General features: G+C 69.3%; 9 protein-coding genes. 5 read left to right on the top strand and 4 right to left on the bottom strand.

Annotated features, from left to right (window positions below):
• Positions 1-452: 452 nt before the first annotated feature.
• Together ABZV34_RS25120 and ABZV34_RS25115 are read right to left on the bottom strand one after the other, a co-directional pair.
• A complete protein-coding gene (locus tag ABZV34_RS25120) occupies positions 453-1,040 on the bottom strand; it encodes a hypothetical protein (RefSeq protein WP_356280777.1) in 588 nt (195 codons plus the stop codon).
• A gap of 496 nt (positions 1,041-1,536) precedes the next feature.
• Positions 1,537-2,499 carry a serine/threonine-protein kinase gene (locus ABZV34_RS25115; RefSeq protein ID WP_356280774.1) on the bottom strand — a complete coding sequence of 321 codons (963 nt, stop codon included), beginning with the start codon at positions 2,497-2,499 and terminating at the stop codon, positions 1,537-1,539.
• Positions 2,500-2,730: 231 nt separating this feature from the next.
• Here ABZV34_RS25115 and ABZV34_RS25110 point away from each other — a divergent pair, with 231 nt between their 5' ends.
• From ABZV34_RS25110 to ABZV34_RS25100, 3 genes are all read left to right on the top strand, one after another.
• Complete coding sequence (locus ABZV34_RS25110) at positions 2,731-8,004, top strand: DEAD/DEAH box helicase (RefSeq protein WP_356280771.1); 5,274 nt, start codon at positions 2,731-2,733, stop codon at positions 8,002-8,004.
• 178 nt (positions 8,005-8,182) lie between these two features.
• Positions 8,183-11,143 carry a helicase-related protein gene (locus tag ABZV34_RS25105; protein ID WP_356280769.1) on the top strand — a complete coding sequence of 987 codons (2,961 nt, stop codon included), beginning with the start codon at positions 8,183-8,185 and terminating at the stop codon, positions 11,141-11,143.
• Positions 11,140-15,258 carry a DNA methyltransferase gene (locus ABZV34_RS25100; RefSeq protein WP_356280766.1) on the top strand — a complete coding sequence of 1,373 codons (4,119 nt, stop codon included), beginning with the start codon at positions 11,140-11,142 and terminating at the stop codon, positions 15,256-15,258. The genes ABZV34_RS25105 and ABZV34_RS25100 overlap by 4 nt, the downstream gene beginning before the upstream one ends.
• 151 nt (positions 15,259-15,409) lie before the next feature.
• Here ABZV34_RS25100 and ABZV34_RS25095 read toward each other — a convergent pair whose 3' ends face one another.
• Together ABZV34_RS25095 and ABZV34_RS25090 are read right to left on the bottom strand one after the other, a co-directional pair.
• Positions 15,410-16,084, bottom strand: coding sequence for a hypothetical protein (locus ABZV34_RS25095; protein ID WP_356280764.1), 675 nt, complete (start codon positions 16,082-16,084; stop codon positions 15,410-15,412).
• 126 nt (positions 16,085-16,210) lie between these two features.
• Entirely contained in the window at positions 16,211-17,536 is a 1,326-nt protein-coding gene (locus ABZV34_RS25090; protein ID WP_356280761.1) for an IS110 family transposase, read from the bottom strand.
• 302 nt (positions 17,537-17,838) lie between these two features.
• Between ABZV34_RS25090 and ABZV34_RS25085 the strand changes: the two genes are divergently transcribed.
• Positions 17,839-19,977 carry a UvrD-helicase domain-containing protein gene (locus ABZV34_RS25085; RefSeq protein ID WP_356280759.1) on the top strand — a complete coding sequence of 713 codons (2,139 nt, stop codon included), beginning with the start codon at positions 17,839-17,841 and terminating at the stop codon, positions 19,975-19,977.
• 155 nt (positions 19,978-20,132) lie between these two features.
• Positions 20,133-22,196: an N-6 DNA methylase gene (locus ABZV34_RS25080; RefSeq protein ID WP_356280757.1), complete on the top strand. Its 2,064-nt coding sequence runs from the start codon at positions 20,133-20,135 to the stop codon at positions 22,194-22,196.
• Positions 22,197-22,299 lie beyond the last annotated feature (103 nt).

Raw genomic sequence — 22,299 nt, 5'->3', positions numbered from 1 at the left:
GACGCAGCCCGAGGTCCGGCCGCGCATCCGATTCCTCTAGCTGATCACCTCGCCAAGCAGAGAAGGACCCGCACCACGCGGGCGCGGGTCCTCTGTTGTACACGGGCGCCGGGTCACGGGCTGAGCCTGCACCCACCTCGTCGGAGCACCCGCTGTGACGACGTGCTGCCAGCTCACTGTCCGCCCGTCGCCGTCTTCGTCCCTCCGCCATGCCGGGTCACCCGAGGACGGCATCGCATTCGGACGGCTCCGTGAGTGAACGCCGGGTCAGTGGACTTACTCGCCCACACGTACGCCTCGCCGGGCTGAAGCTGCGCCATCTGCTCAGAGCGCAGACTGGCGAAGGCGGTGTTCGCCTTCTGGAGGTGCTTCAACCAGGCCGGCGAGGTGAACTTGCGCAGGATGACGTGGTCGGAGAGTTCGATCAGAGAGATCGGTACGAAGGGCGGATCCTAGCTGGCGACCAGGATGCTCATGCCCTTGTGGCGCATCTCGCGGACAGTTTCGACTAGGCCGGCGACGAGGTCCGGGCTGTCGATGTACTTGTGCGCCTCGTCGAAGACGACCAGCTTGTTGAAGTGTTCGTCCCCGCTGCGCACCTCGGAGAAGAGCTGCATCAGGACGACGAAGAGGCCGAGTGCTTCGTCCTTCTCGATGTACTCGTCGCGGAGGTCAACGATGATCAGTCGGCCGGGTCGGATGAGGCTGGTGAGCCGGGCATCGTCGTCGATGTAGTCCTCGGCGAGGTTGAGCCGCTCCTGGGCCAGTTGCTTGATGTAGCGCTCCTTCAGGACCTGGAGCTGCGCCTGGTCATCATTTGGGCGCGCCATGGAAGTGAACTCCGGTGCGTAGTCCATGGTGCGGCTGTAGTGGAACACCACGGTCGCGAGAGGGCGGGGAAGTTCGTTGACCGGCGGGGCGGGCAGCGAGGCCATCTCGATGATGCTGCCCAGGGTGTAGCTCTTGCCGCCTCCTTGTACGCCGAAGAGGCTGATGGTGTGGGTTTCGTCGAGATCGACCGCGACTTTCCGGCCGGCCACTTCGCCGGGTACACCGTGTTGTGGGGAGGGGCGGGTGACGCCGAGGAAGATCTCGGGGAGGCCCCCTGGTGAAGCCCATCCCGGTGTGCCAGAGGTGGGCTGGGCATCGATGGTCGGCGACTCGTGGAAGCCCTGACTTTCAGGGACGGTGCCCGTCCGCAGCGGATTTCCGGTACCGCCCGGAGGAGGAGCAGCCGATGATGCTCCTTCCGAAGAGGGAGACACCGGGACCGCCCCCGCCACGTCGGAAGCAGGCACGGTCAAAGTTGCCACGGACTGGACCGGACCTGTCTCACGACCCGCACTCTCAGGTGCGGTGAGTGGCCTGGTCTCGTTGCCGTTCGCGACCTCGTCCGTATCGAGGATGGTCACTGCCGTGCCCCCACCGGGCTGCCCGCGGTCTTCCTCCTGGGCATCTTCGGCATCCTCTGTCGTAGACGGGCGCCGTGACGGACTGCCCAGAAAGCGGCGGCCTGCGGCACGAAGAGGGAGAAGCTCAGTTCGCCCGGCCCGGCTTCGCCCACGCACGTACGGGCCGGGCGTCGGGGCCCATGGGGTGGGTGAAGGGGCGCAGGGGGTCTACCTCCGCCCACGGGGTGAGGGCAGCTGCGGGATCGCCACGTTCAGGAAGCCAGCCGGCAAGCCGCTGCCACACTTCACCCGCGTGTGCGGGGCGGGCACGGGGGTCCTTGGCGAGCAGCTGGAGGATCAACTCCTCCAGGTCGCCGGGGGTTTCCGGGCGCAGCTCGCGCAGAGGCGTCGGCGGGTGGTCGAGGATGAGGCCGGGGAGCATCAGGTCGGAGTCGTGGGCGAAGACGGGCTCGCCGGTGAGCATCTTGTGCAGCAGACAGCCAAGGGCGTACAGGTCGGTGCGCTGGTCGACCTGCTTGCCCTTGATCTGTTCAGGGGCCATGCACTCCAGACTTCCCACCTGCTCACCCGTGGTGGTGAGCTTGACGACGTCAGGGGAGAGGAAAGCGGCGACGCCGAAGTCGAGGACCTTCACCACTCCGTCGGTACGGATGATGACATTGCTGCCCTTCAGGTCACGGTGGACGATGTCGCGGACGTGTACGGATCCGAGAACCGAGGCGATCTGGACGCCGATCGAGGCGGCCTCCAAGAGCGACAGCGGCCCCTGTTCAGCAACTCGGTCGTCGAGATCGATGCCGGTGACGTACTGCATGACGAGGTAGCGGGTGCCCTTCTCCTCGCCGAGGTCGTAGACAGTCGCGATACCGGCGTGGTCGAGGCGGGCGGCGGCCTGGGCCTCGCGCCGGAAGCGTTCGGATTCCCGAGCCAACTGTTCCTCGGTGAGGCCTGGCGGCGGGTTCATGGTCTTGAGCGCGACATCGCGCCCCAGGTGCTCGTCGCGGGCGAGCCAGACGATCCCCATTCCGCCCCGGCCGATCCTGTGCTTGATGCGGTACCGCTCGGCGATCGGCTGTTCGATGTCCATACGCGATGCGACCCCGTCCGTATCCCGATGAGCCCGTCCCCGGGCGTCCCGGGAAGAGTCTGGCATGAGCATGGGCCATTAGGGGGTCCCCTGGCGGACCGTATGTGCGTTGACTAAGTTCACACGTCCGTGATGTTATATGAGTCGTACGATCCAGGGGAGTACCGCACGGCGAAGGTCGCGGGTAGCTAGCGTGGCGTGCGGACCCCGTCGGGAACGAGTGAGGATTACGTGGACGTCTTCGAAGTGCACCGGCGGCTCATCCGGGACTACAAGGAGTACACCTCCGGATCGGTGGTGATCGACGACCCGCGCATCGAGGAGAAGGTGTCGAAGTCGCTGGCCGACGGCGACCAGTGGCCCGACCCCTACCTCTCGCTCAACCCGAGTTTCGAGTCCGGCGGTTGCGTCGACGACCTCGCGGTCGAGGGAGGACTGCTGCACCCGGAGTGTGCCCGCATCTTCCGTACGGGCAAAGCCAAGCGGGGCGCCACCGTGCGGCCCGTCACCTTCCACCGCCACCAGCGCGACGCGATCGAGGCGGCGGCTTCGCGCTCCAGCTTCGTCCTGACCACGGGCACCGGTTCGGGCAAGAGTCTCGGCTACATCGTTCCCATCGTCGACCGGGTGCTGCGGGAAAAGGAAGAGGGTGCCGCCCCTGGCATCAAGGCGATCATCGTCTATCCCATGAACGCTTTGGCCAACAGTCAGATGGGCGAGCTGGAGAAGTTCCTCACCGCCGGCTACGGCAAGAAGAATGAGCCGGTCTCCTACGCCCGTTACACCGGCCAGGAGAGCAAGGAGGAGAAGGCCGCCGTCCTCAATGACCGGCCGGACATCCTGCTCACCAACTACGTGATGCTGGAGCTGATGCTGACCCGCCCCGAGGAGCGCAAGCAGCTCATCGGCAACGCCAAGGGGCTCCGCTTCCTCGTCCTCGACGAGCTGCACACCTACCGGGGGCGTCAGGGCGCCGACGTCGCGATGCTGGTGCGCCGGGTTCGTGAGGCCTGCGAGTCGCCCGCCCTGCAGTGCGTGGGCACCTCCGCCACCATGGCCACGGGCGGCACCCCCTCCGCCCGCCGCCGCGAGGTCGCCCGGGTCGCCTCGACTCTTTTCGACACCGAGATCGACCCCAAGCGAGTCGTCGGCGAAACCCTGGTCCGAGCAACCGGAGCGGATGTTCCGACGCCGGCCGAACTCGCCGCTCGCGTTCGGGAGAACAACCCGTCAAAGGAGTACGAGCAGCTCGCCGCCGACCCGCTGGCCCGGTGGATCGAGACGACCTTTGGCCTCGTCCGCACCAAGGACGAAGACGGCAGTACGCCGCTGGTGCGCGCCGAACCCGTCACCGTGGAGAAGGCGGCCGCACTCCTGCGCGCCGAAGCCTTCGACGTCGCGGTGGAACATCCCGAGGACGAACGGTTCGCCGAGTGCGCGGAGGCCATCCGGACCACCCTCCAGGCGGGTTCGCAGACCCGGCCGCCGGACGGCGACCGTCCGCTGTTCGCCTTCAGGCTGCACCAGTTCCTCTCCAAGGGCGGCTCCGCCCATGTCTCCTTGGAGCCGGAGGGGGAGCGCCACATCACCCGCACCTACCAGCAACGCGTCCCCGGCGCCCCCGACAAGCTGCTGCTTCCGCTGTCCTTCTGCCGGGAATGCGGCCAGGAGTACCTGACGGTGGCCCGTGAGCAGCGTGACGACGGCTCGGTCCACTTCCGCACCCGAGAGGACGAGGACGACGAGCAGGGATATCTCTACGTCTCCTCCGTCAACCCCTGGCCCGAGCACCTCGGGGAGGCCATCGAGCAGCGCCGTTTCCCCGACAGCTGGCTCACCTTCGACGAGAAGAAGGGCGCCCCGGTCCTCACTCCGAGCCGCAAGAAGCGGGCTCCGCAGCCGGTGTGGGTGCGTCCCGACGGCAGCTCGGCGGGCAAGGACCGCGAAGGACTGTACGCCGCCTACCTCCCGGCGCCCTTCCTCTTCTGCCTGGAGTGCGGCGTGGGCTACGAGAGTGTCAGGGAGCGGGACTTCGCCAAACTGATGACGCTGGACCAGGAGGGACGGTCGACGGCCACCTCCGTCGTCAGTGCCTCGATCGTGCGCCACCTCAAGAGCGTGCCGGAAGAGGATCTCGGTCCGGACGCGCGCAAGTTGCTCACCTTCGTCGACAACCGGCAGGACGCCAGCCTTCAGGCGGGGCACTTCAACGACTTCGTCATGGTCACCCAGCTGCGCGGAGCCCTCTACCGCGCCATGGTCGAAGCGGGTGAAAGCGGACTGCGCTGGAAGCGGCTCGGCGAGGAGGTCGTGGCGGCCATGGGCCTGTCGCGTCATGAGTACGCCGCCAACCCCACCGAGGTGGAGCCGCTGGCCGAAGTCACCCTGGAGGCGCTCGCCGCCGTCGCCGAGTACCGGCTCTTCACGGACCTGGAGCGCGGCTGGCGCGTCACCATGCCCAACCTGGAACAGACCGGGTTGCTCGGCCTGGAGTACGCGGGCCTGGCCGAGATCGCCGGTGACGAGGAGCGGTGGAAGGAATCCGCGGATCCGCTGCGGACCGCGACTCCCGACGTACGGGCGAACCTCGCGAAGGTCCTGATGGACGAGTTGCGCCGGCAGCGGGCCGTGGACACCCCGTACTTCACCGAGGCGAAATTCGCCGAGCTGCGTAAGGAGTCCGCCAAGCTCAACGACGCCTGGGCGGTCACCGACACCGAGGCCGCGCCGCTGCCCGCCGCGCTCGCCGTCCCCCGCCCCGGGCGCCCCGGCCGCACCGGACGGGGGCGCAGCGAACTGAACCTCACCGGACGTGGCGCCTTCGGCCGCCACGTCCGCAAGCCCACCACCTTTCCCGCATGGAACCAGGGACTGTCCCTCGACGAGGCGCAGGACGTCATCCGTGACCTGCTCACGGTGCTGGCCGCCGGCGGAGTGCTGACCGAGATCACCCAGGGCCGGGGGGAGGACCCGGGCTACCGGATCAACCACACGGTGATCCGCTGGCACGCCGTCGACGGCGACCACGGGGCGGTCGACCGGCTGCGCCGCACCTACCGCGACGACAGCGGTCCCCGTGTCAACGCCTTCTTCAAGGGCCTCTACCGCGACATCGCGGGCACCTTCGCCGGACTGCACGCGGCCGAGCACACCGCGCAGGTCCACCCCGAGATCCGTGAGGAGCGCGAGAAGCTCTTCAGCAAGGGCACCGCCCTCCCGCTGCTCTACTGCTCGCCGACGATGGAGCTCGGCGTGGACATCGCCAGCCTCAACGCCGTCAACCTGCGTAACGTGCCGCCGACCCCGGCCAACTACGCCCAGCGTTCGGGACGCGCGGGCCGCAGCGGGCAGCCCGCACTGGTGACCACGTACTGCGCGACCGGCAACAGCCACGACCAGTACTACTTCTCCCGGCCCGAACAGATGGTCGCCGGGGCCGTCGCCCCTCCGCGCCTGGACCTGGGCAACGAGGACCTCCTGGCCTCCCACGTCCACGCGATCTGGCTGGCCGAGACGAGACTTGAACTCTCCCGCACCATGACCAAGCTTCTCGACTCCGACGGCAAGTCGCCCTCCCTCGAACTCTTCCCCGAGGTGGCCGAGAAGATCGACGACCCGGCCGCGCAGCGCCGCGCGCTGGCTCGCGCCCATACGGTCCTGGCCGGGTGCGTCGACGTCCTGCGCGACACCTCCTGGTGGCACGAGGAGTGGCTGGAGCAGACGGTCCGGTCGGCTCCGGGCAATTTCCGCCTCGCATGCGGGCGTTGGAAGAACCTGTTCTGGCGGGCCCTGGAGGAACGGGAGATCCAGCACGACAACATCCTCAACCGCACCGCCACCGGCCGCTCCAAGGAACAGGCCAAGCGCCGCCGGGCGCAGGCCGAGGGACAGCTCAAGCTACTTGCCAACGAGCAGGGCGGCGAACGTTCGGTGATGTCCGACTTCTACCCGTACCGCTACTTCGCCTCCGAGGGCTTCCTGCCCGGCTACTCCTTCCCCAGGCTGCCGCTGGCCGCGTACATCCCCGGCACCGGACGCACCAGCCGCGGTGGATACGACGGCGACTACCTCCAGCGTTCCCGGTTCATCGCTATCCGCGAGTTCGGTCCGGGTGCGCTGATCTACCACGAGGGCAGCCGTTTCAAGGTGGACCGCGTGCAGCTGCCGCCGGACACCGCCGGTGAGCTGACCACCGAGAGCGCCAAGGTGTGCGGGCGCTGCGCGTACCTGTCCCCGGAGGAGCTGCGCGAGGACACCTGCCCGGTCTGCGACAGCCCCCTCGACGACGTGCGAACCGGCCTGCTGCACCTGCACACGGTCTTCACGCGCCGTCGTGACCGGATCTCCTCCGACGAGGAGGAGCGCCAGCGCACCGGCTACAAAGTGGAAATCTCCTACCGCTTCAAGAAGCACGAGGATGGCCGGGACGGATCGCTGCGGGCCGCCGCACGAGCCGCGTCGGGCACGGCGCTCGCGGAACTGGCATACGGCGACAGCGCCACCGTCCGGCTCACCAACCTGGGCTACCGCCGCGCCGTCGCCAGAGGCGACATCGGCTTCTGGATGGACCCGACGACCGGGGAGTGGCTGGCTGGCTCCACCTCGAAGCGGGACGGCCGGGAGACCTCCGAGGAGCAGGAGGGCCTCGCGGACGCCGACACGGCGCACCGCAAGGTTCCCGTGATCCCGTACGTGCAGGACACCCGGAACATCCTCGTCCTGAAGCTGGCGGAGCCCGTCGACCGGGACACCGCGCTCACCCTCCAGTACGCCCTGGAGCGGGGCATCGAGGCGGAGTTCCAGCTGGAGGACGCCGAACTCGACACCGAGGAGCTGCCGCCCTTCGACGGCCCGCGCGAGCGCCTGCTGTTCATCGAGAGTGCCGAGGGCGGCGCCGGGGTGCTGCGCCGCCTCCAGGCCGAGCCGAAAGCCCTGGCACAGGCGGCCCGCAAGGCACTGGAGATCATCCACTACGACCAGGTGGGACGCGACCGGGGAGCGGAGAAGCGCAACGGCGACCCGTGCGAGAAGGGCTGCTACGACTGCCTGCTCTCCTTCGGCAACCAGCGCCACCACCGCTCCATCGACCGCAAGCTCGTGGCGGAACTGCTCCAGACCTTCGCGGGCGGGACGGTCGAAGGAAGCCATCCGGGCCGCACCCGGGATGAGCACGCCGAAGTCCTCAAAGGGGGCGCGGACTCCAGGCTGGAGGAGCGCTTCGTGGACTATCTGAAGTCGCACGGCCACCGGCTGCCCGACCACCAGCAGGTCAAGGTGTCCACGGCCCTGTCCAAGCCGGACTTCGTCTACGACACCGGGTTCGGCCCCGTCGCGGTCTTCGTGGACGGCCCGCACCACGACCACGTCGAGATCACACTCCGAGACGAGGAGGCGGTCGAGCGGCTGAAGGACGTCGGCTGGGACGTGATCCGCATCCGGTACGACGACGACTGGTCGCAGAAGGTCGCCGAGTACCCTCAGGTGTTCGGCGAGGCACGCCGCTGACCTGGGACCGGGCAGGGCTATGACGTCTGTACGGACCGGTGGTGCGCCCAGCCGCCGGCCGCACGGAACCCCGGCCGTCGCCCGGTCGCCCCGCTTTGCCCGCCCGAGCTTCCACGGCCACGCGCCGCCTCGATCCCGACCACCTCCCCGAACACGACATCCGCCCCGGAAGGCCCGTATGACCACCGCCGTCCAGCCGTACGCCGTCGGCTCCCTCGTCCACGCCCGGGGCCGCGAATGGGTCGTGCTGCCCGATTCCACCCCCGCCCTCCTCGTGCTGCGCCCCCTGGGCGGATCGGACGTCGACATCGCGGGAGTGCTGCCCGGCCTGGAGACCGTGGTCCCGGCCACGTTCGCTCCGCCCAAGCCGTCGGACCTCGGCGACCAGCACACCGCAGGCATGCTGCGCACCGCCCTGCGGATCGGGTTCCGGGCCGGCGCCGGGCCCTTCCGCTCGCTCGCGTCGATCGCCGTCGACCCGCGCCCGTACCAGCTGGTGCCGTTGCTTATGGCGCTGCGCCAGGACACGGTCCGGCTCCTCATCGCCGACGATGTGGGCATCGGCAAGACGGTGGAGGCCGGGCTGATCGCCGCCGAGCTGCTCGCCCAGGGCGACGCCCGCGGCCTGGTGGTGCTCTGTTCGCCCGCGCTCGCCGAGCAATGGCGGGCCGAACTGCACGGCAAGTTCGGCATGGACGCCCGCCTCGTGCTGCCCTCCACCATCGGCCGCCTGGAGCGCGAGACGCCGTACGGGCAGTCGGTCTTCCGCCCGGACGGCACCTACGTGGTGTCCACCGATTTCATCAAGTCGCCCCGCCACCGCGAGGACTTCCTGCGCAACTGCCCCGACCTGGTGATCGTCGACGAGGCCCACACCTGTGTCGCCGACTCCCCGACCGGACCCAAAGCCCGCACCACGCAGCAGCGGTACGGTCTGCTGCGGGCGCTCGCCGACGACAGCACCCGCCACCTGCTCCTGGTCACCGCCACTCCGCACAGCGGCAAGGAGGAGCCCTTCCGCCGCCTGCTCGGGCTGCTCGACCCACGCCTCGCCACGGTCAGCTTCGACACCGAAGCGGGCCGCCGGACGCTCGCCGAGCACTTCGTGCAGCGCCGCCGCGCCGACATCCGGGAGGACTTTCAGGACGGTGCGCACTTCCCGTCCACCCGGCAGTCCGCCGAGGTCTCCTACGACCTGCACCGCGACTACCGCAGGCTCCTCGCCGAGGTCCTGGCGTACGCCCGGGAGACCGTGCGGGCCGCCGACGGAGCGCTCCAGCAGCGCCAGCGCTGGTGGTCGACGCTGGCTCTCCTGCGGACCCTGTCCTCCTCCCCGGCCGCCGCTGTGCGCTCCCTGCACACCCGGGCCGGCGTGCAGGAGGCGGAGACCCCCGACGAGGCGGACCGTACGGGCGGACAGACCGTCTCCGACCCAGCCGACAGCGACACCGCACTCTCCGCCGACGAGGAGCCCGGCACCCTTCTGCCCTCCGCCGAGGGCGACGACCCCCTGGGTGAGGAGGAGCGGGCCCGTCTGGTAGCGATGGCCGAAGCCGCGAGGAAACTCGCGGGCCCGGTTCGCGACATCAAGCTGAAAAAGCTGGTCGCCATGGTCACCGAACTCCTCGACTCCGGCTACCGGCCGATCGTCTTCTGCCGCTACATCGCGACGGCCGACTACGTGGCCGACCACCTGAAGAAGGTGCTGAACAAGCGGGACACCGAGCACCCAGTCGCCGTCGCCTCCGTCACCGGCAAACTCTCGCCCGACCAGCGCCTGACCCGGGTCGCCGAGCTGACCGGCCCCGACGAGAACGGCGACCCCGCACCCGAGCGCCGGGTCCTGGTGGCCACCGACTGCCTCTCCGAGGGCGTCAACCTCCAGGAGTCCTTCGACGCCGTCATCCACTACGACCTGGCCTGGAACCCGACCCGTCACGAGCAGCGCGAGGGCCGGGTGGACCGCTTCGGGCAGCGCACCGACACTGTGAAGGCACTCACCCTGTACGGCGCGGACAACCCCGTCGACGACATCGTCCTGAAGGTGCTGATCCGCAAGCACGAGCGGATCCGCCGGGCCACCGGCATCTCCGTGCCCGTGCCGCAGCAGGCGGAGAGCGCCATGCAGGCGGTCTTCGAGGAGCTGATCCTGCGCGGCGAGAACCCGGGGTTCGAGCAGGAGGGGCTGTTCGGGCAGGAGCAGGTGCAGGACGTGGAACAGCTGGAGATCGCCTGGGAGTCCTCCGCCGACCAGGAGAAGGCCTCCCGCTCCCGCTACGCCCAGCACGCGATCAAGAAGGAGGAGGTAGCCGCCGAGGTCGCCGAGATTCGCTCCGCGCTCGGCACCGGCGACGAGGTATCGGACTTCACCCGCCGGGCGCTCAAGGCCCTGCGCGCGATTCCCGCCGATCGCAGGCAGGGCGGTTTCACCACGCACATCGAGGCCCTCCCGCAAGGGCTGCGGGACGCCGTCTCCGCGGCGCTCGGCCCGCGCCATCCCCGCCCCGTCGTCTTCCACGACGCGCCGAGCGCCCCGCGCGGCGAAGCGGCCCTGACCCGTACCGACCCGGTGGTGACCGCCGTCGCCCGCTTCGTCCTGGACACGGCCCTGGACGACAAGTTCCACGAGAAGTCCCTCGCCTGGCAGCGACCGGCCCGCCGCTGCGGAGTGGTCCGTACGACGGCCGTGTCACGTCCCACGACCCTGCTGCTCGTACGGCACCGCTTCCAGCTGAACCTGCCCGCCCGTGACGGATCGGTACGCAACCAGCTCGCCGAGGACGCCCGGGTGGTCGCCTTCCAGGGCCGGCCGGAAGCGCCGCAGTGGCTCGGGGAGCAGGAGGCGCTTGCACTCCTGGAGGCACGGGCCTCGGGGAACTCCGACCCCGACTTCGCCACCGAGCACATCACGAAGATCCTCGCCGCCCTCGACCCGGCTTCCGACGACTCCCTGATGGCCGAGCTGCGCACCCGCTCCGCCGCCGCCGCGAAGGCCCTGGAGGCCTCCCACCGGCGCGTGCGCACCGCCTCCCGCGCCCGCCTCCAGGGCCTCAAGGTCCTCCCACAGGGAGACCCGGACGTCCTCGGTGTCTTCCTCTACCGCCCGGCCGCCACGATCCAGCTGGGAGCGGACGCATGAGCCTCGCCAGGACCCAGGTCACCGACACCGTCGCCACCGTAGGCGGCCTCCTCCCCTACGACCTGCTCGTACGGATCAAGGAGGGCAAGGAGCAGTCGGGTTCCAAGCCCTCCGACTACCGCCTCTTCGCGAAGGGCGAGTCCGTACGGGACGCCGCCGAGCGCTCCTGGAGCTACCTGCGCGGCGTCTGGGTCGCATACCAGGACGCCCTCGCACGGGACGGCGCGGACGACGACCCCGACGTGCCCGCGGTGGGCCTCACCACCGAACGCTGGCTGCTGCCCCTGTTCGAGCAGCTCGGCTTCGGCGCGCTCGCCGCCGTACCCGGACCGGGTCTCCCCGCGCACGACGGGGCGAAGGACTTCCCCGTCAGCCACCGGTGGGCACACGTCCCGGTGCACCTCACCGGCTGGAACGTGCCGCTGGACGTCCGCACTTCTGGTGTCGCCGCGCAGGCCCCGCAGTCGATGGTGCAGGAGTACCTCAACCGCTCCGGCGACAGGACGCTCTGGGGTGTCCTGTCCAACGGCCGCCAGGTGCGCCTGCTGCGCGAGTCCGCGTCCCTGACGGGCTCGGCGTTCATCGAGTTCGACCTGCGTGCGATGTTCGAGGGCAACCGCTCCGACGACTTCGTCCTGCTCTGGCGCCTGCTCCACCGCACCCGCTTCGAGGGCAAACCCCCGGCCTCCTGCCCGCTGGAGAAGTGGCGCACCGAGGCCATCGACTCCGGCACCCGCGCGCTCAAGGAGCTCCGCAAGGGAGTCGAGAAGGCGCTCACGGTCATCGGCACCGGCCTCATCGCCCACCCCGACAACTCGGCCCTGAAAGCGTCCCTGCGCACTCGCACGACAACGGTCCGCGACCTCCACCCGGCCCTCCTGCGGCTCGTCTACCGGCTCCTCTTCCTATTCGTCACCGAGGACCGCGGCCTGCTCCTGGACCCGGACGCGTCCGACGACGCCCGTGCCACGTACGAGAAGTACTTCTCCACCGCGCGGCTGCGCCGCCTCTCCCGCCGCCCCGGCACCCCGCACGGAGACCAGTGGGAGGCCCTGACCCTGGTCATCAAGGGACTCGGCGAGCCCGGCGGACGCCCCGAGCTCGGCCTGCCCGCACTCGGTGGCCTGTTCGAACCCACCGACGTGGACCAGAGGTTGAAGGGTCTGAGCCTGACCAACGAGGCCCTGTACGAGGCGGTGAAGGCCCTCGCTGTCATCTACGACGCCAAGCTCGGCCGCCCCCGCAAGGTCGATTACCGGCACCTGGGTGCGGACGAACTCGGCTCGGTGTACGAGTCGCTGCTCGAACTCGAACCGCGCCTCGACGACGCCTATGTCCTCGCAAAACTGGAGGGCAACGACCGCAAGACCTCCGGCTCGTACTACACCCCGTCTCCGCTGATCGACTGCCTCCTCGACTCCGCCCTGGACCCGGTCATAGATCAGGCTGCCCGCTCCGGTTCGACACCGGCGGAGCGCGAGGCCGCGCTGCTTGCCCTCACCGTCTGCGACCCCGCCTGCGGCAGCGGCCACTTCCTGGTCGCCGGTGCCCGCAGGATCGCCCGTCGGCTCGCCGAAATCCGCACCGACGACCCCGAACCGGGCGCAGAGGACGTACGGCACGCCCTGCGCGATGTCATCTCCCGCTGTGTCTACGGCGTAGACCTCAACCCGATGGCCATCGAGCTCGCCAAGGTTTCGCTGTGGATCGAGGCAATGGAACCGGGCAAACCGCTCACCTTCCTCGACGCGCACATCAAGCACGGCAACGGCCTGCTCGGTACGACGCCGAGGCTCCTCGCCGGCGGACTGCCCGACGAGGCGTTCAAGGCTCTGGAGGGCGACGAGGCGAAGTGGGTACGGGCGCTGAAGGCCCGTAACGCGGACGAGCGTGGGCGCTGGCTGGCCGCCCTGAAGCACAGCGCCAGCCAGGACGCGCTCTTCTCCAAGGAGCACGTCCTCGCCGTCTCCAACGAGGGAGCGGGAGAGGCCATCTCGAAGATCACCGGCGCGCGCTCGGAGCAGCTGGAGGACGTACGGGGTCAGGCCCGCGATTACCACGAGCTCACCACGTCCAAGGACTATCTGCGGGCCCTGGAGCTGGCTGACGCATGGTGCGCGGCGTTCGTCTGGGAGAAGGCGGAGAAGGCCACCCCGCCCGCTCTCACCACCGACTCGCTACTGACCCTGCACGCGGCCGATGGGGGAGCAAACCTGCCGCCGGGCACGGTGGAGAAGGTGGCGCGGCTGCGTGAGGCGTACCGCTTCTTCCACTGGCATCTGGAGTTTCCGGAAGTGTTCCGGGTGCCGGCTGATCCGGCCGCGCCGGGTGTGGACGAGCGGACGGGATGGAAGGGCGGGTTCAGCTGCGTCCTTGGCAACCCACCGTGGGAGCGGGTCAAGCTCCAGGAGCAGGAGTTCTTCGCCATCCGCGATGAGACCGTCGCGAAGGCCGCCAACAAGGCGGCCCGCGAGCGCCATATCGACGCCCTCGCCGGGAGCGAGGAGGAGGCGGACCGGGCGCTGCATGCTGAGTTCATCGCGGCCCGCCGTGTCTCCGAGGGCGTCAGCCACCTGCTGCGTGGTTCGGGGCGCTTCCCGCTGGCCGGCCGCGGCGACGTCAACACGTACGCCGTGTTCGCCGAGGCCGCGTCACTGGGCATCGCCCCTCACGGCCGGTTCGGCCTCGTCCTGCCGACCGGCATCGCCACCGACGCGACGACCGCGCCGTTCTTCTCCGACCTGGTCCGTACCGCCCGGCTCGCCTCGTTCCTCGACTTCGAGAACGAGGCGTTCATCCTCAGCCGGGACGTGGACCACCGGGTCCGCTTCGCCCTGCTCACGGTCACCGGCCGGGACGAGGCGGTGGACAAGGCATCCTTCGCCTTCGGCACCCGGCACATGGAGGACCTCGACAGCCGCCGGTTCGCCATGCCGCCGGAGGAGATCCTGCTGGTCAACCCCAACACGGGCACCCTGCCGGTCTTCCGCACCCGCCGCGACGCGGAGATCACCCTCGGCATCTACCAGCGGGTCCCGGTCCTGATGAAGGAGGGGGACGACCAAGGGAAGGGAGCTACCAACCCATGGGGTCTGACCTTCATGACCATGTTCCACATGTCCAACGACTCGCACCTGTTCCGGGGCAAGACGGAGCTGGAGACCGAGGGGTGGAAGCTCACCGGGAACGTCTTCACCCACCTCTCGGACGGCCGGCGCTACCTTCCGCTGTACGAGGCGAAGATGCTCCACCACTACGACCACCGCCTCGGCACGTACGAGGGACAGACGCAGGCGCAGGCCAATGTGGGGACGCTGCCGAGGGTGACGCCGGAACAGCACGACGATCCGGACTACGCGCCGCTGCCAAGGTACTGGGTGCCGGAGTTCGACGTGGACTCAGGGAAGCGGGACAAGAAGAACAACCGGATCATGTGGCCAGGGGTGGCGACGCGGCTGGCGGAGCGGGAATGGTGGAACGGGTGGCTGGTGGGGTGGCGGGATATCGCCCGTTCCACAGATACGCGGACGACTATGGCGACAGTCCTTCCACCGTACGGAGTCGGTCACACCAACCCGCTCATGTTCCCGGCAGATGCACAGGCAGCAGCCCTGTTGCAGGGGTGCCTGTCGTCGCACGTCTTCGACTATGTGATCCGACAGAAGATCGCGGGCACACACCTGACCTACGGCTACCTGTACCAGCTGCCGGTTCCCGCACTCGCGGACTTCGAGGATGTAGACGGTGGGGCCGCCTGGTTCATCGACCGAGTTGTAGAACTCTCCTGGACCAGCAAGGACCTGACTGCCTTCGCCAAGGACCTCGGTTACTCCGGCCAGCCGTTTCGTTGGGACGGCGGCCGTCGCGCATCGCTGCGGGCCGAATTGGACGCGGCTCTGTTCCACCTTTACGGCGTCAGCCGTGACGACGTGGAGTACGTCATGGGGACATTCCCCGTGGTCAAGCGCGAGGATGAGAACGTGCACGGCACCTACCGCACTAAGGACCTCATCCTCGACGCCTACGACCGCATGAGAGAGGCCCGTGCGGCGGGCAGCGCGTATCGGACGCTGCTGAACCCACCCCCCGGCCAGGGGCCGCGCCACGCGGCCTGAGTGTGAGGCCGACGGGCGGGTCCGGTCAGTGCGACCGGTCCCGCCCGAGTTCGGCGACGAACCCGGCCCACGCGTCACGCGCGAACGCGAGCTGCGGGCCGTTGCGCTCCTTGGAGCGGTCTGGGCCACCCTCACCCTGTGACCGGTGGCGTCAACGCTCGTCCAGGCACGCACACCACAGTGCGTACGCTCGGTCGGCCTCGTCCAGGGCGGCCCGGGTGTAGCGGGGGTCGGTGAACGAGCGGTCCGCGGCCCGTTCAACCACGTCGAGAAGGTGTGCCGCGCTCTTCTCGACGCGCTCGCGGTGGACTCGCTCCTGGGCGCTGTTCAATTGGGAGCGGTCCCAGAAGTCGGCGAGGCTGCTGCCGGACGCCTCCCCTTCGTCGTACAGCGTCGGCATCCGGGGTAGCAGGTCGGCGGTCAGGGCGGGCACGGAGTCGAGAGCTTCGTGCTCGTCCGGCTGGTCGCCGTGGAGGATGCGGAGGGCGACCGCCCGGTCCGCCTCGGAGCGCTCGACGCGCTGCGCCTCGGCGCGCAGTGCGCCGAGCACCGCCGAGATCTCTTCGCGGGCCTCCCGCTTCAAGGCGTCCTCCAGCAGGCTCGCCAGGTCGTCGCCGGCCTCCGATGCCTGGTCCAGGACGGTATTGGCCCGGCCGATCTCGTCGAACCCGCGCCGAGCGGTGCGCACAGCCTCGGTGAGGACGTAGATCTCGTCCGCCGTCGGTGTGGCCCCTGCGCGCAGACGGGCGATCGCGAGGTCCAGCAGGTCGCCGTCGTCGCCCCACCCGTCGTCCGGGTCGGTCGTGCCGTGGTGGATCGGACTCATACCGGGATTCCCCTGTTCACGCGGGCACCACCGGATACGCGGAGCTGATCGGAAAATTGAATCTCCCGGCGGGCAGGCGGCAGTATCCGGGCCGCTTGCGGACCGGATGTCCCGGGGTGGGGTCGGTCAGGCGGCCGTGGGTTCGAGGGTGACCTGATGGCCGAGGGCCTGGAGCTGGCGGACGAGGTCGCGGGTCTTGCGGGCGGGGTTGAGATGTCGTTGGTGCCAGTCGGAGCCGAGTTCCTGGTAGGAGGCGTCCGGGTCGTTGATCAGGTGCCAGGCTATGACGAGTATCGAGCGGGCGACGGCGACCAGGGCTTTGGCGTGGCCACGGCGTTTGACGATGCGCCGGTAGCGGGCGCCGAGGAAGGTGTCGGTGCGGGCGGCGGCGTTGGCGGCTTCGCCGAGGGCGCCCTTGAGCCAGGGATTGCCGTGCCCGGCCGGGCCTGCGGTGTTCTTCGCGCCGGACTGGATCGTGCGGGGGCACAACTTGGCCCACGAGACGAGGTGTTCGGGGGTGGGGAAACGGCTCATGTCTGCGCCGATCTCGGCGAGGATGATCTGTGCGGTGGTCGGCCCGATCCCGGGGACAAGGTCCAGCTTCTCGGCCAGGGCGCGGGCGCTCGTGCCAGCGTCGCACGAGCCGGCTGCCGCGCCGTCGTGCGGGGTGGTGATCTCTTCCAGTGTGTGCGCGATGAGCCGGTCGAGTTCCTGGATCTGGGCGGTGAGATGGTCGACGGTGCTCAGTAGCACCCTGAGCAGCCGGGCGTGGTGGTCCTCGAACTGCCCGGTCAGGGCCTCGACGAGGGCCGGCTTCTTCTTGACCAGGCTGCCCTTGGCCAGGTCAGCGAGGATGCGGGGGCTGCGTTCACCGGCGACCAGCGCATCGAGCATGGCCCGGCCCGACATGCCGAAGAGATCCGAGACGACGTCGGACAGTTTGACCTGCGCGTCCTGTAGGGCCTTGTCCACCCGGTGCTTGTGGCGTGTGCGTTCCTGGACGAACACGGTGCGGGTCCGGGTGAAGTCCCGTAACCGCCGGACAGCCTTCGGCGGGACGAACGAGGCCCGGACCATACCGCGTTCGGCGAGCTTGGCAAGCCAGACCGCATCCAGCTTGTCGGTCTTCGGGCGCCCGGGGACGTTCTTCACATCCCGGGCATTGACGAGCCAGCAGTCCAGTCCGCGGGCCTCCAGCAAGTAGAAGAACGGGCGCCAGTACGAGCCCGTGGCTTCCATGACGACCCGTTCGACGCCCTGGCAGACCAGCCGGTCACCGAGTTCCAGGATCGCGTTGGTGGTCGAGGCGACGTTCCAGACCTGCTGGACGCGCCGGCCCTCGATGGTGTCATGCGGGACGCGCAGGCAGACCATGCCGGATGCCTTGGCGATGTCGATCGCCGCGACTCGCGCGACCGTCCCGTCGTCGTGCTCTTCTCTCGACTCCTCCATCAGTTACCCCCTGTTGTACTGGTTCGGGCAGGGGCTGCCCGGGGAGCCTGAGGGGGTCGGAGAAGCTGATCGGCGTGCTCAAAGCGACAGTGTGCGGCCCCTCGGGCGGCTCCCTCACCAGACTCCTATGCGGGCTCACGGCCCAAACATCAAACGGCGTCGGCGGACAGCCCCTGTACCGATTTTCACGCCTGCGGGGCGTCACCGCAGGTGAACGGTCGACTCCTATGGAGATGATGCAGTCGCCTGTAAACTGAGTCAACGCCTACCGGCGGGGTGGGCTCTGGCGAAAGGCGCATGCGGTGCCGAGGATCGCGATCACCAAGTCCTTCCGGGAAGGCGTGAACCGGCTGGACGGGCCGGCCCGCACCCGCGTCCACAAGGCCATGGACAAGTTCCAAGAGCTGACGATCAGTCAACTGTACGCGGACAAAGGGATCCACCTGGAGTCCGTAGTCAGCTCGCGCGACCCCCGCATGCGCACGATCAGGGTCGACGACGGGCTGAGGATCGTACTCCTGGCCCCCGACGACGGCAGCGGCATCTTCGTCTTCATGCACGCCCTCCCGCACGACAAGGCGTATGCCTGGGCCAAGCGCCGCCTCTTTACGGTCAACGCGGTGACCCTCTGCCTGGAGGTGCGCGACATGACCGCGATGGAGCAGATCACCCCGCTCTTCGCGCAGGAGGCGGCGGCCGCGCCCGAGTTGCTCTTTGCGAAGTGGTCGGACACCGTCCTGCGGGACCTCGGCGTGGACGACGTCACCCTGCGAGCGGCACGGACCATTATCGGCAAGGCGCAGCTGGAGGCGTTCGGGTCGCTGATGCCCGAGGACCAGTTCGAGGCGCTGTGGCTGCTGACCGAAGGGTTCGAGCCCGACGACATCTACCGCGACCTGGTCACGGCACGGAAGAGCGCCCCCGCCGACACCGTGGAGACCAAGGACGACCTGGCCGCCGCCGTCACCCGTACCCGCAGCCGTATCGCCCTGGTCACCGGACCCGACGAGCTCGCGGACATCCTCACCAAGCCCTTCGACGCCTGGCGCGTCTTCCTCCACCCCGCCCAGCGCCGCATCGCCTACCGCCCCAGCTACGCCGGACCAGCTCAGATCACTGGCGGCCCCGGCACCGGCAAGACCGTCGTCGCCCTGCACCGCGTCAAGCACCTCCTGAGCCGCTCGCCCGACAGCCGCATCCTGCTCACCACTTACACCAGCGCCCTCGCCCGCTCCCTGCGTGACTCCCTCGCCCTGCTCCTCGACCACGACCAGACCCTTCTCGGCCGGGTCACCGTCACCACGGTCGACGCGCTGGCGCAGCGCACCGTACGCGATCTGCATGGCAGTCCAGGCACCGCCCTCGGCGACAAGGACGAGCGCGCCCGCTGGCAGAAACTGGCCCGTGCGCTCGAACTCCCCTGGTCCGAAGCCTTTCTGGCCCAGGAGTACCGCCACGTCGTCCTCGCCCAGGACCTGCGCACTCCCAAGGAGTACGAGGACTGTCTCCGTCGCGGACGTGGCAGCGCCCTGCCGCGCGAGCGGCGGGACAGCGTCTGGACGGCGATCACCCGCTTCGAGGACGAGTTGAACCGCGACCATGCCTGCACCTGGCTCCAGCTCTGCGCGCAGGCCGGCCGCCTCCTACGCGACAAGCCCGGCCAGGGGCTCTCGTACGACCATGTCGTCGTGGACGAGGCGCAGGACCTGCACCCCGCCCAGTGGCGGCTGCTGCGCGCGCTCGTGCCCGAGGGGCCCGACGACCTGTTCCTGACCGGCGACCCGCACCAGCGGATCTACGACGCCCGGGTCTCGCTGCGCTCACTCGGCATCGAGGTGTCCGCGCGCAGCTCCCGCCTGCGGATCAACTACCGCTCCACGGAGGAGATCCTGCGCTGGTCGCGGGCGCTCCTGGACGGCGAGCACGTCGCCGACCTCACCGGCGACGGTGAGGACAACCTGGCCGGCTACCGCTCCCTGCTGCACGGTGCGAAGCCCGTGAGTGAGGGACATCCCACGGAACTGGCGGAGGCCGAGGCCGTCGTGCGACGCGTCCAGGACTGGGTGGAGGCCGGCGTCGACCCCTCCGAGATCGCGGTATGTGCCCGCTTCAGGACCCGACTCACCGCCCTCGCCGACAAGCTGTCTGCCGCCGGACTGCCGGTCATACGGGTGAAGGACGGTGAGGCCGCCGACGCCGTCGGGGTGCGGGTTTCGACGCTGCACAGTCTGAAGGGCCTCGAATTCCGCTGCGTGGCCGTGACCGGCGTCACCGCCTCCACCTTCCCCTTCGCGCCCGCCGTCACTCCGGTCGACGTCGACCGGCTCCAGAACGCGACCGATATGGCGGCTGAGCGCTGCCTGCTGTTCGTGGCGTGCACCCGGGCGCGGGAGGCGCTGTACGTGTCCTACGGGGGGCGGCCCAGTGAGTTTCTGAGGTGACACAGGGGTGGATGAGCAGGAGAGATCCCGAAGGGCGGTGGCTGTGCTCAGGGGACAGATTCGATAGACTGAAAACTTAGTCAAGACACGAATGGAGTGTCAGGTCCCTTCTGAGGAGGAGGGTTGCCGGCACCTGGCGTTCCGGGAGGAGCGAGATGGCCCAGCGTACGGATCAGGTGTCGGTGACCCTGGCGGCGATCGCCCGGCTGGCGGGTGTCGGCCGGGCGGCAGTGAGCAACTGGAGGCGCAGGTATCCCGATTTCCCCCTACCGGTCGGAGGCACGGACGCCAGCCCGCAGTTCGCGCTCGACGCGGTCGAGGCGTGGCTGAAACGTTACGACAAGATCGCAGCAACAGCGGGCCCATTGGAACGGCTGTGGCCGCGGGTGGAGGATCTCGGCGACCGGGACCGGATGGGCCGTGTCGTCGCTGGTCTCGGGGCGCGGCTGAGCGACTCGGCGGCGGACCAACGCGACCGGGGGGAGCCCTTGGACCCGGCGGAGCAGGCGCTTGTGGACGACGCCGTACGCATGGCAGGTACCGAGGGCGAGGCCGAGACCTTCCGGTTCCTGCTCGACCGATGGCTGGGCACGCACGTTCGACAGATCGCCACCACGCCGCCTCCACTCGCCACCGTGATGACCCGGATCGCCGCCGGGGTACGCGGCGACCTGCCCGTACGAACGGTGGCCGATCCCGCTTGCGGAACCGGTACCCTCCTGCTCACGGCGGCACGACGATGGTCCGGGGCGGACACGGGCGGCCGGGCGCTGCGCCTCCTGGGGAATGACGTCGATCCGGTCCTCGCTATGGTCGCCGACGCGAGGCTGGCCCTGGAGACGGACCGGGCGGGCATCGAGGTCACCGCCCACGACACACTCCGGAACGCCACCGGCCAGCTGTCCGACCCGGTCGACGTCGTGCTCTCCAATCCGCCCGCCAACGCGCGCGACTGGGGCCATGAGGAGCTGGCCACCGACCAGCGCTGGGCCTACGGACAGCCGCCGCGTACGGAATCGGAACTGGCTTGGGTCCAGCACATCGTGTCCATGCTGGGCGAAGGCGGCGACGGCGCCCCAGGTGAGAACGGCGTACCTGGCAGCGGTGTCGCTGTCGTCCTCCTGCCACCGGGCGTCGCCGCCCGACGGGCCGGCCGCCGCATTAGGGCAGGGCTCCTCCGGGCCGGTGTCATCCGCGCGGTGGTCGCGCTGCCCGCCGGCGCGGCCCCCCCTTACGGAGTCGGCCTTCACCTGTGGGTCCTCACCCCGCCCGCCCCGCGCCCGCAGAACGCGGTGCTTCTCGTGGACACGAGCGACTGCCGCCACACCCCTCCCACCTCCGTCTCGGCCTCCCGACTTCCCGCCGTCGACTGGGACGGCGTACAGGACCGGGTGCTTCTCGCACTCGAAGGCGTCGAAGTGCCCGGTGGTGTCTCCGTTCCGGTGACGGACCTGCTCGGCGAGGAGACCGACCTCACCCCGGCCCGGCACGTCGCGGCCGCTCAGCCGGTGCGGCCGGTGGACCTGCGGCGCCTGTGGGCCCGCTACGACAAGGGGTTGCTGACGGCCCGGGACGCGGGCGGCGTACTGCGAGACCTCTCGATGGTGCGGGACTCCACCGGTCATGGAACCGTGAGCATCGCAGAACTCGAACAGGCCAAAGCTCTTGCCATCTCTTCCGGCACCGCCGTTCCGGAGGAGAAGGTCAGGCGGGGAGAGGTACCCGAAGACGGCGTCGAACTGCTCACCGGCCTCGCAGCTTCCAGCCCGACAGAACGGCAATGGCTCGACCGGGCCGATGCCGAACAGGCGGATCGGGACGGTCTGTCCCCGCTGACCTCCTTCGGCGATGTGGTCGTCGTCGCCACGGTGCACGGCTTCGCCGCCTGGGTTGAGACGGTAGCGCCCCGTGTGCTCGGCCACCGTCTGCACAGGCTTCGGGTGGATCCAGCCCGTCTCGACCCGTGGTTCCTTGCCGCCTGCCTCAGGGAGAGGTCCAACGCCAGGCGCGCGGGGGGGCACTCCTCGAGCACCTCACGGGTGGACGTGCGCCGACTCCACGTACTGCGTCTGCCTTTGGACGAGCAGCAGACGTACGGCGAGGTCCACCGCAAACTGGTGGACCTCGAGAGTGCGCTGGCAGAGCTGGCGGCTGTCGGGGGGGAACTGAGCGAAGGGCTCACCTCGCTCCTTGCGGCGGGGCGGCTGGAGCAGCGCTGACCGGCGGCTCAGCCCGGATCCACCGGATTGATGCCTGTGGATAGTTTCTCCGGAAACGAGGAAGTACCTTGTGACCTGCGATGATGGGGTTTCTCTAGGACCA

This window comes from Streptomyces sp. NPDC005195, from assembly GCF_040608315.1.
GTDB lineage: Bacteria > Actinomycetota > Actinomycetes > Streptomycetales > Streptomycetaceae > Streptomyces > Streptomyces kaempferi.
This window is presented reverse-complemented; position numbering and strand designations above follow the sequence as displayed.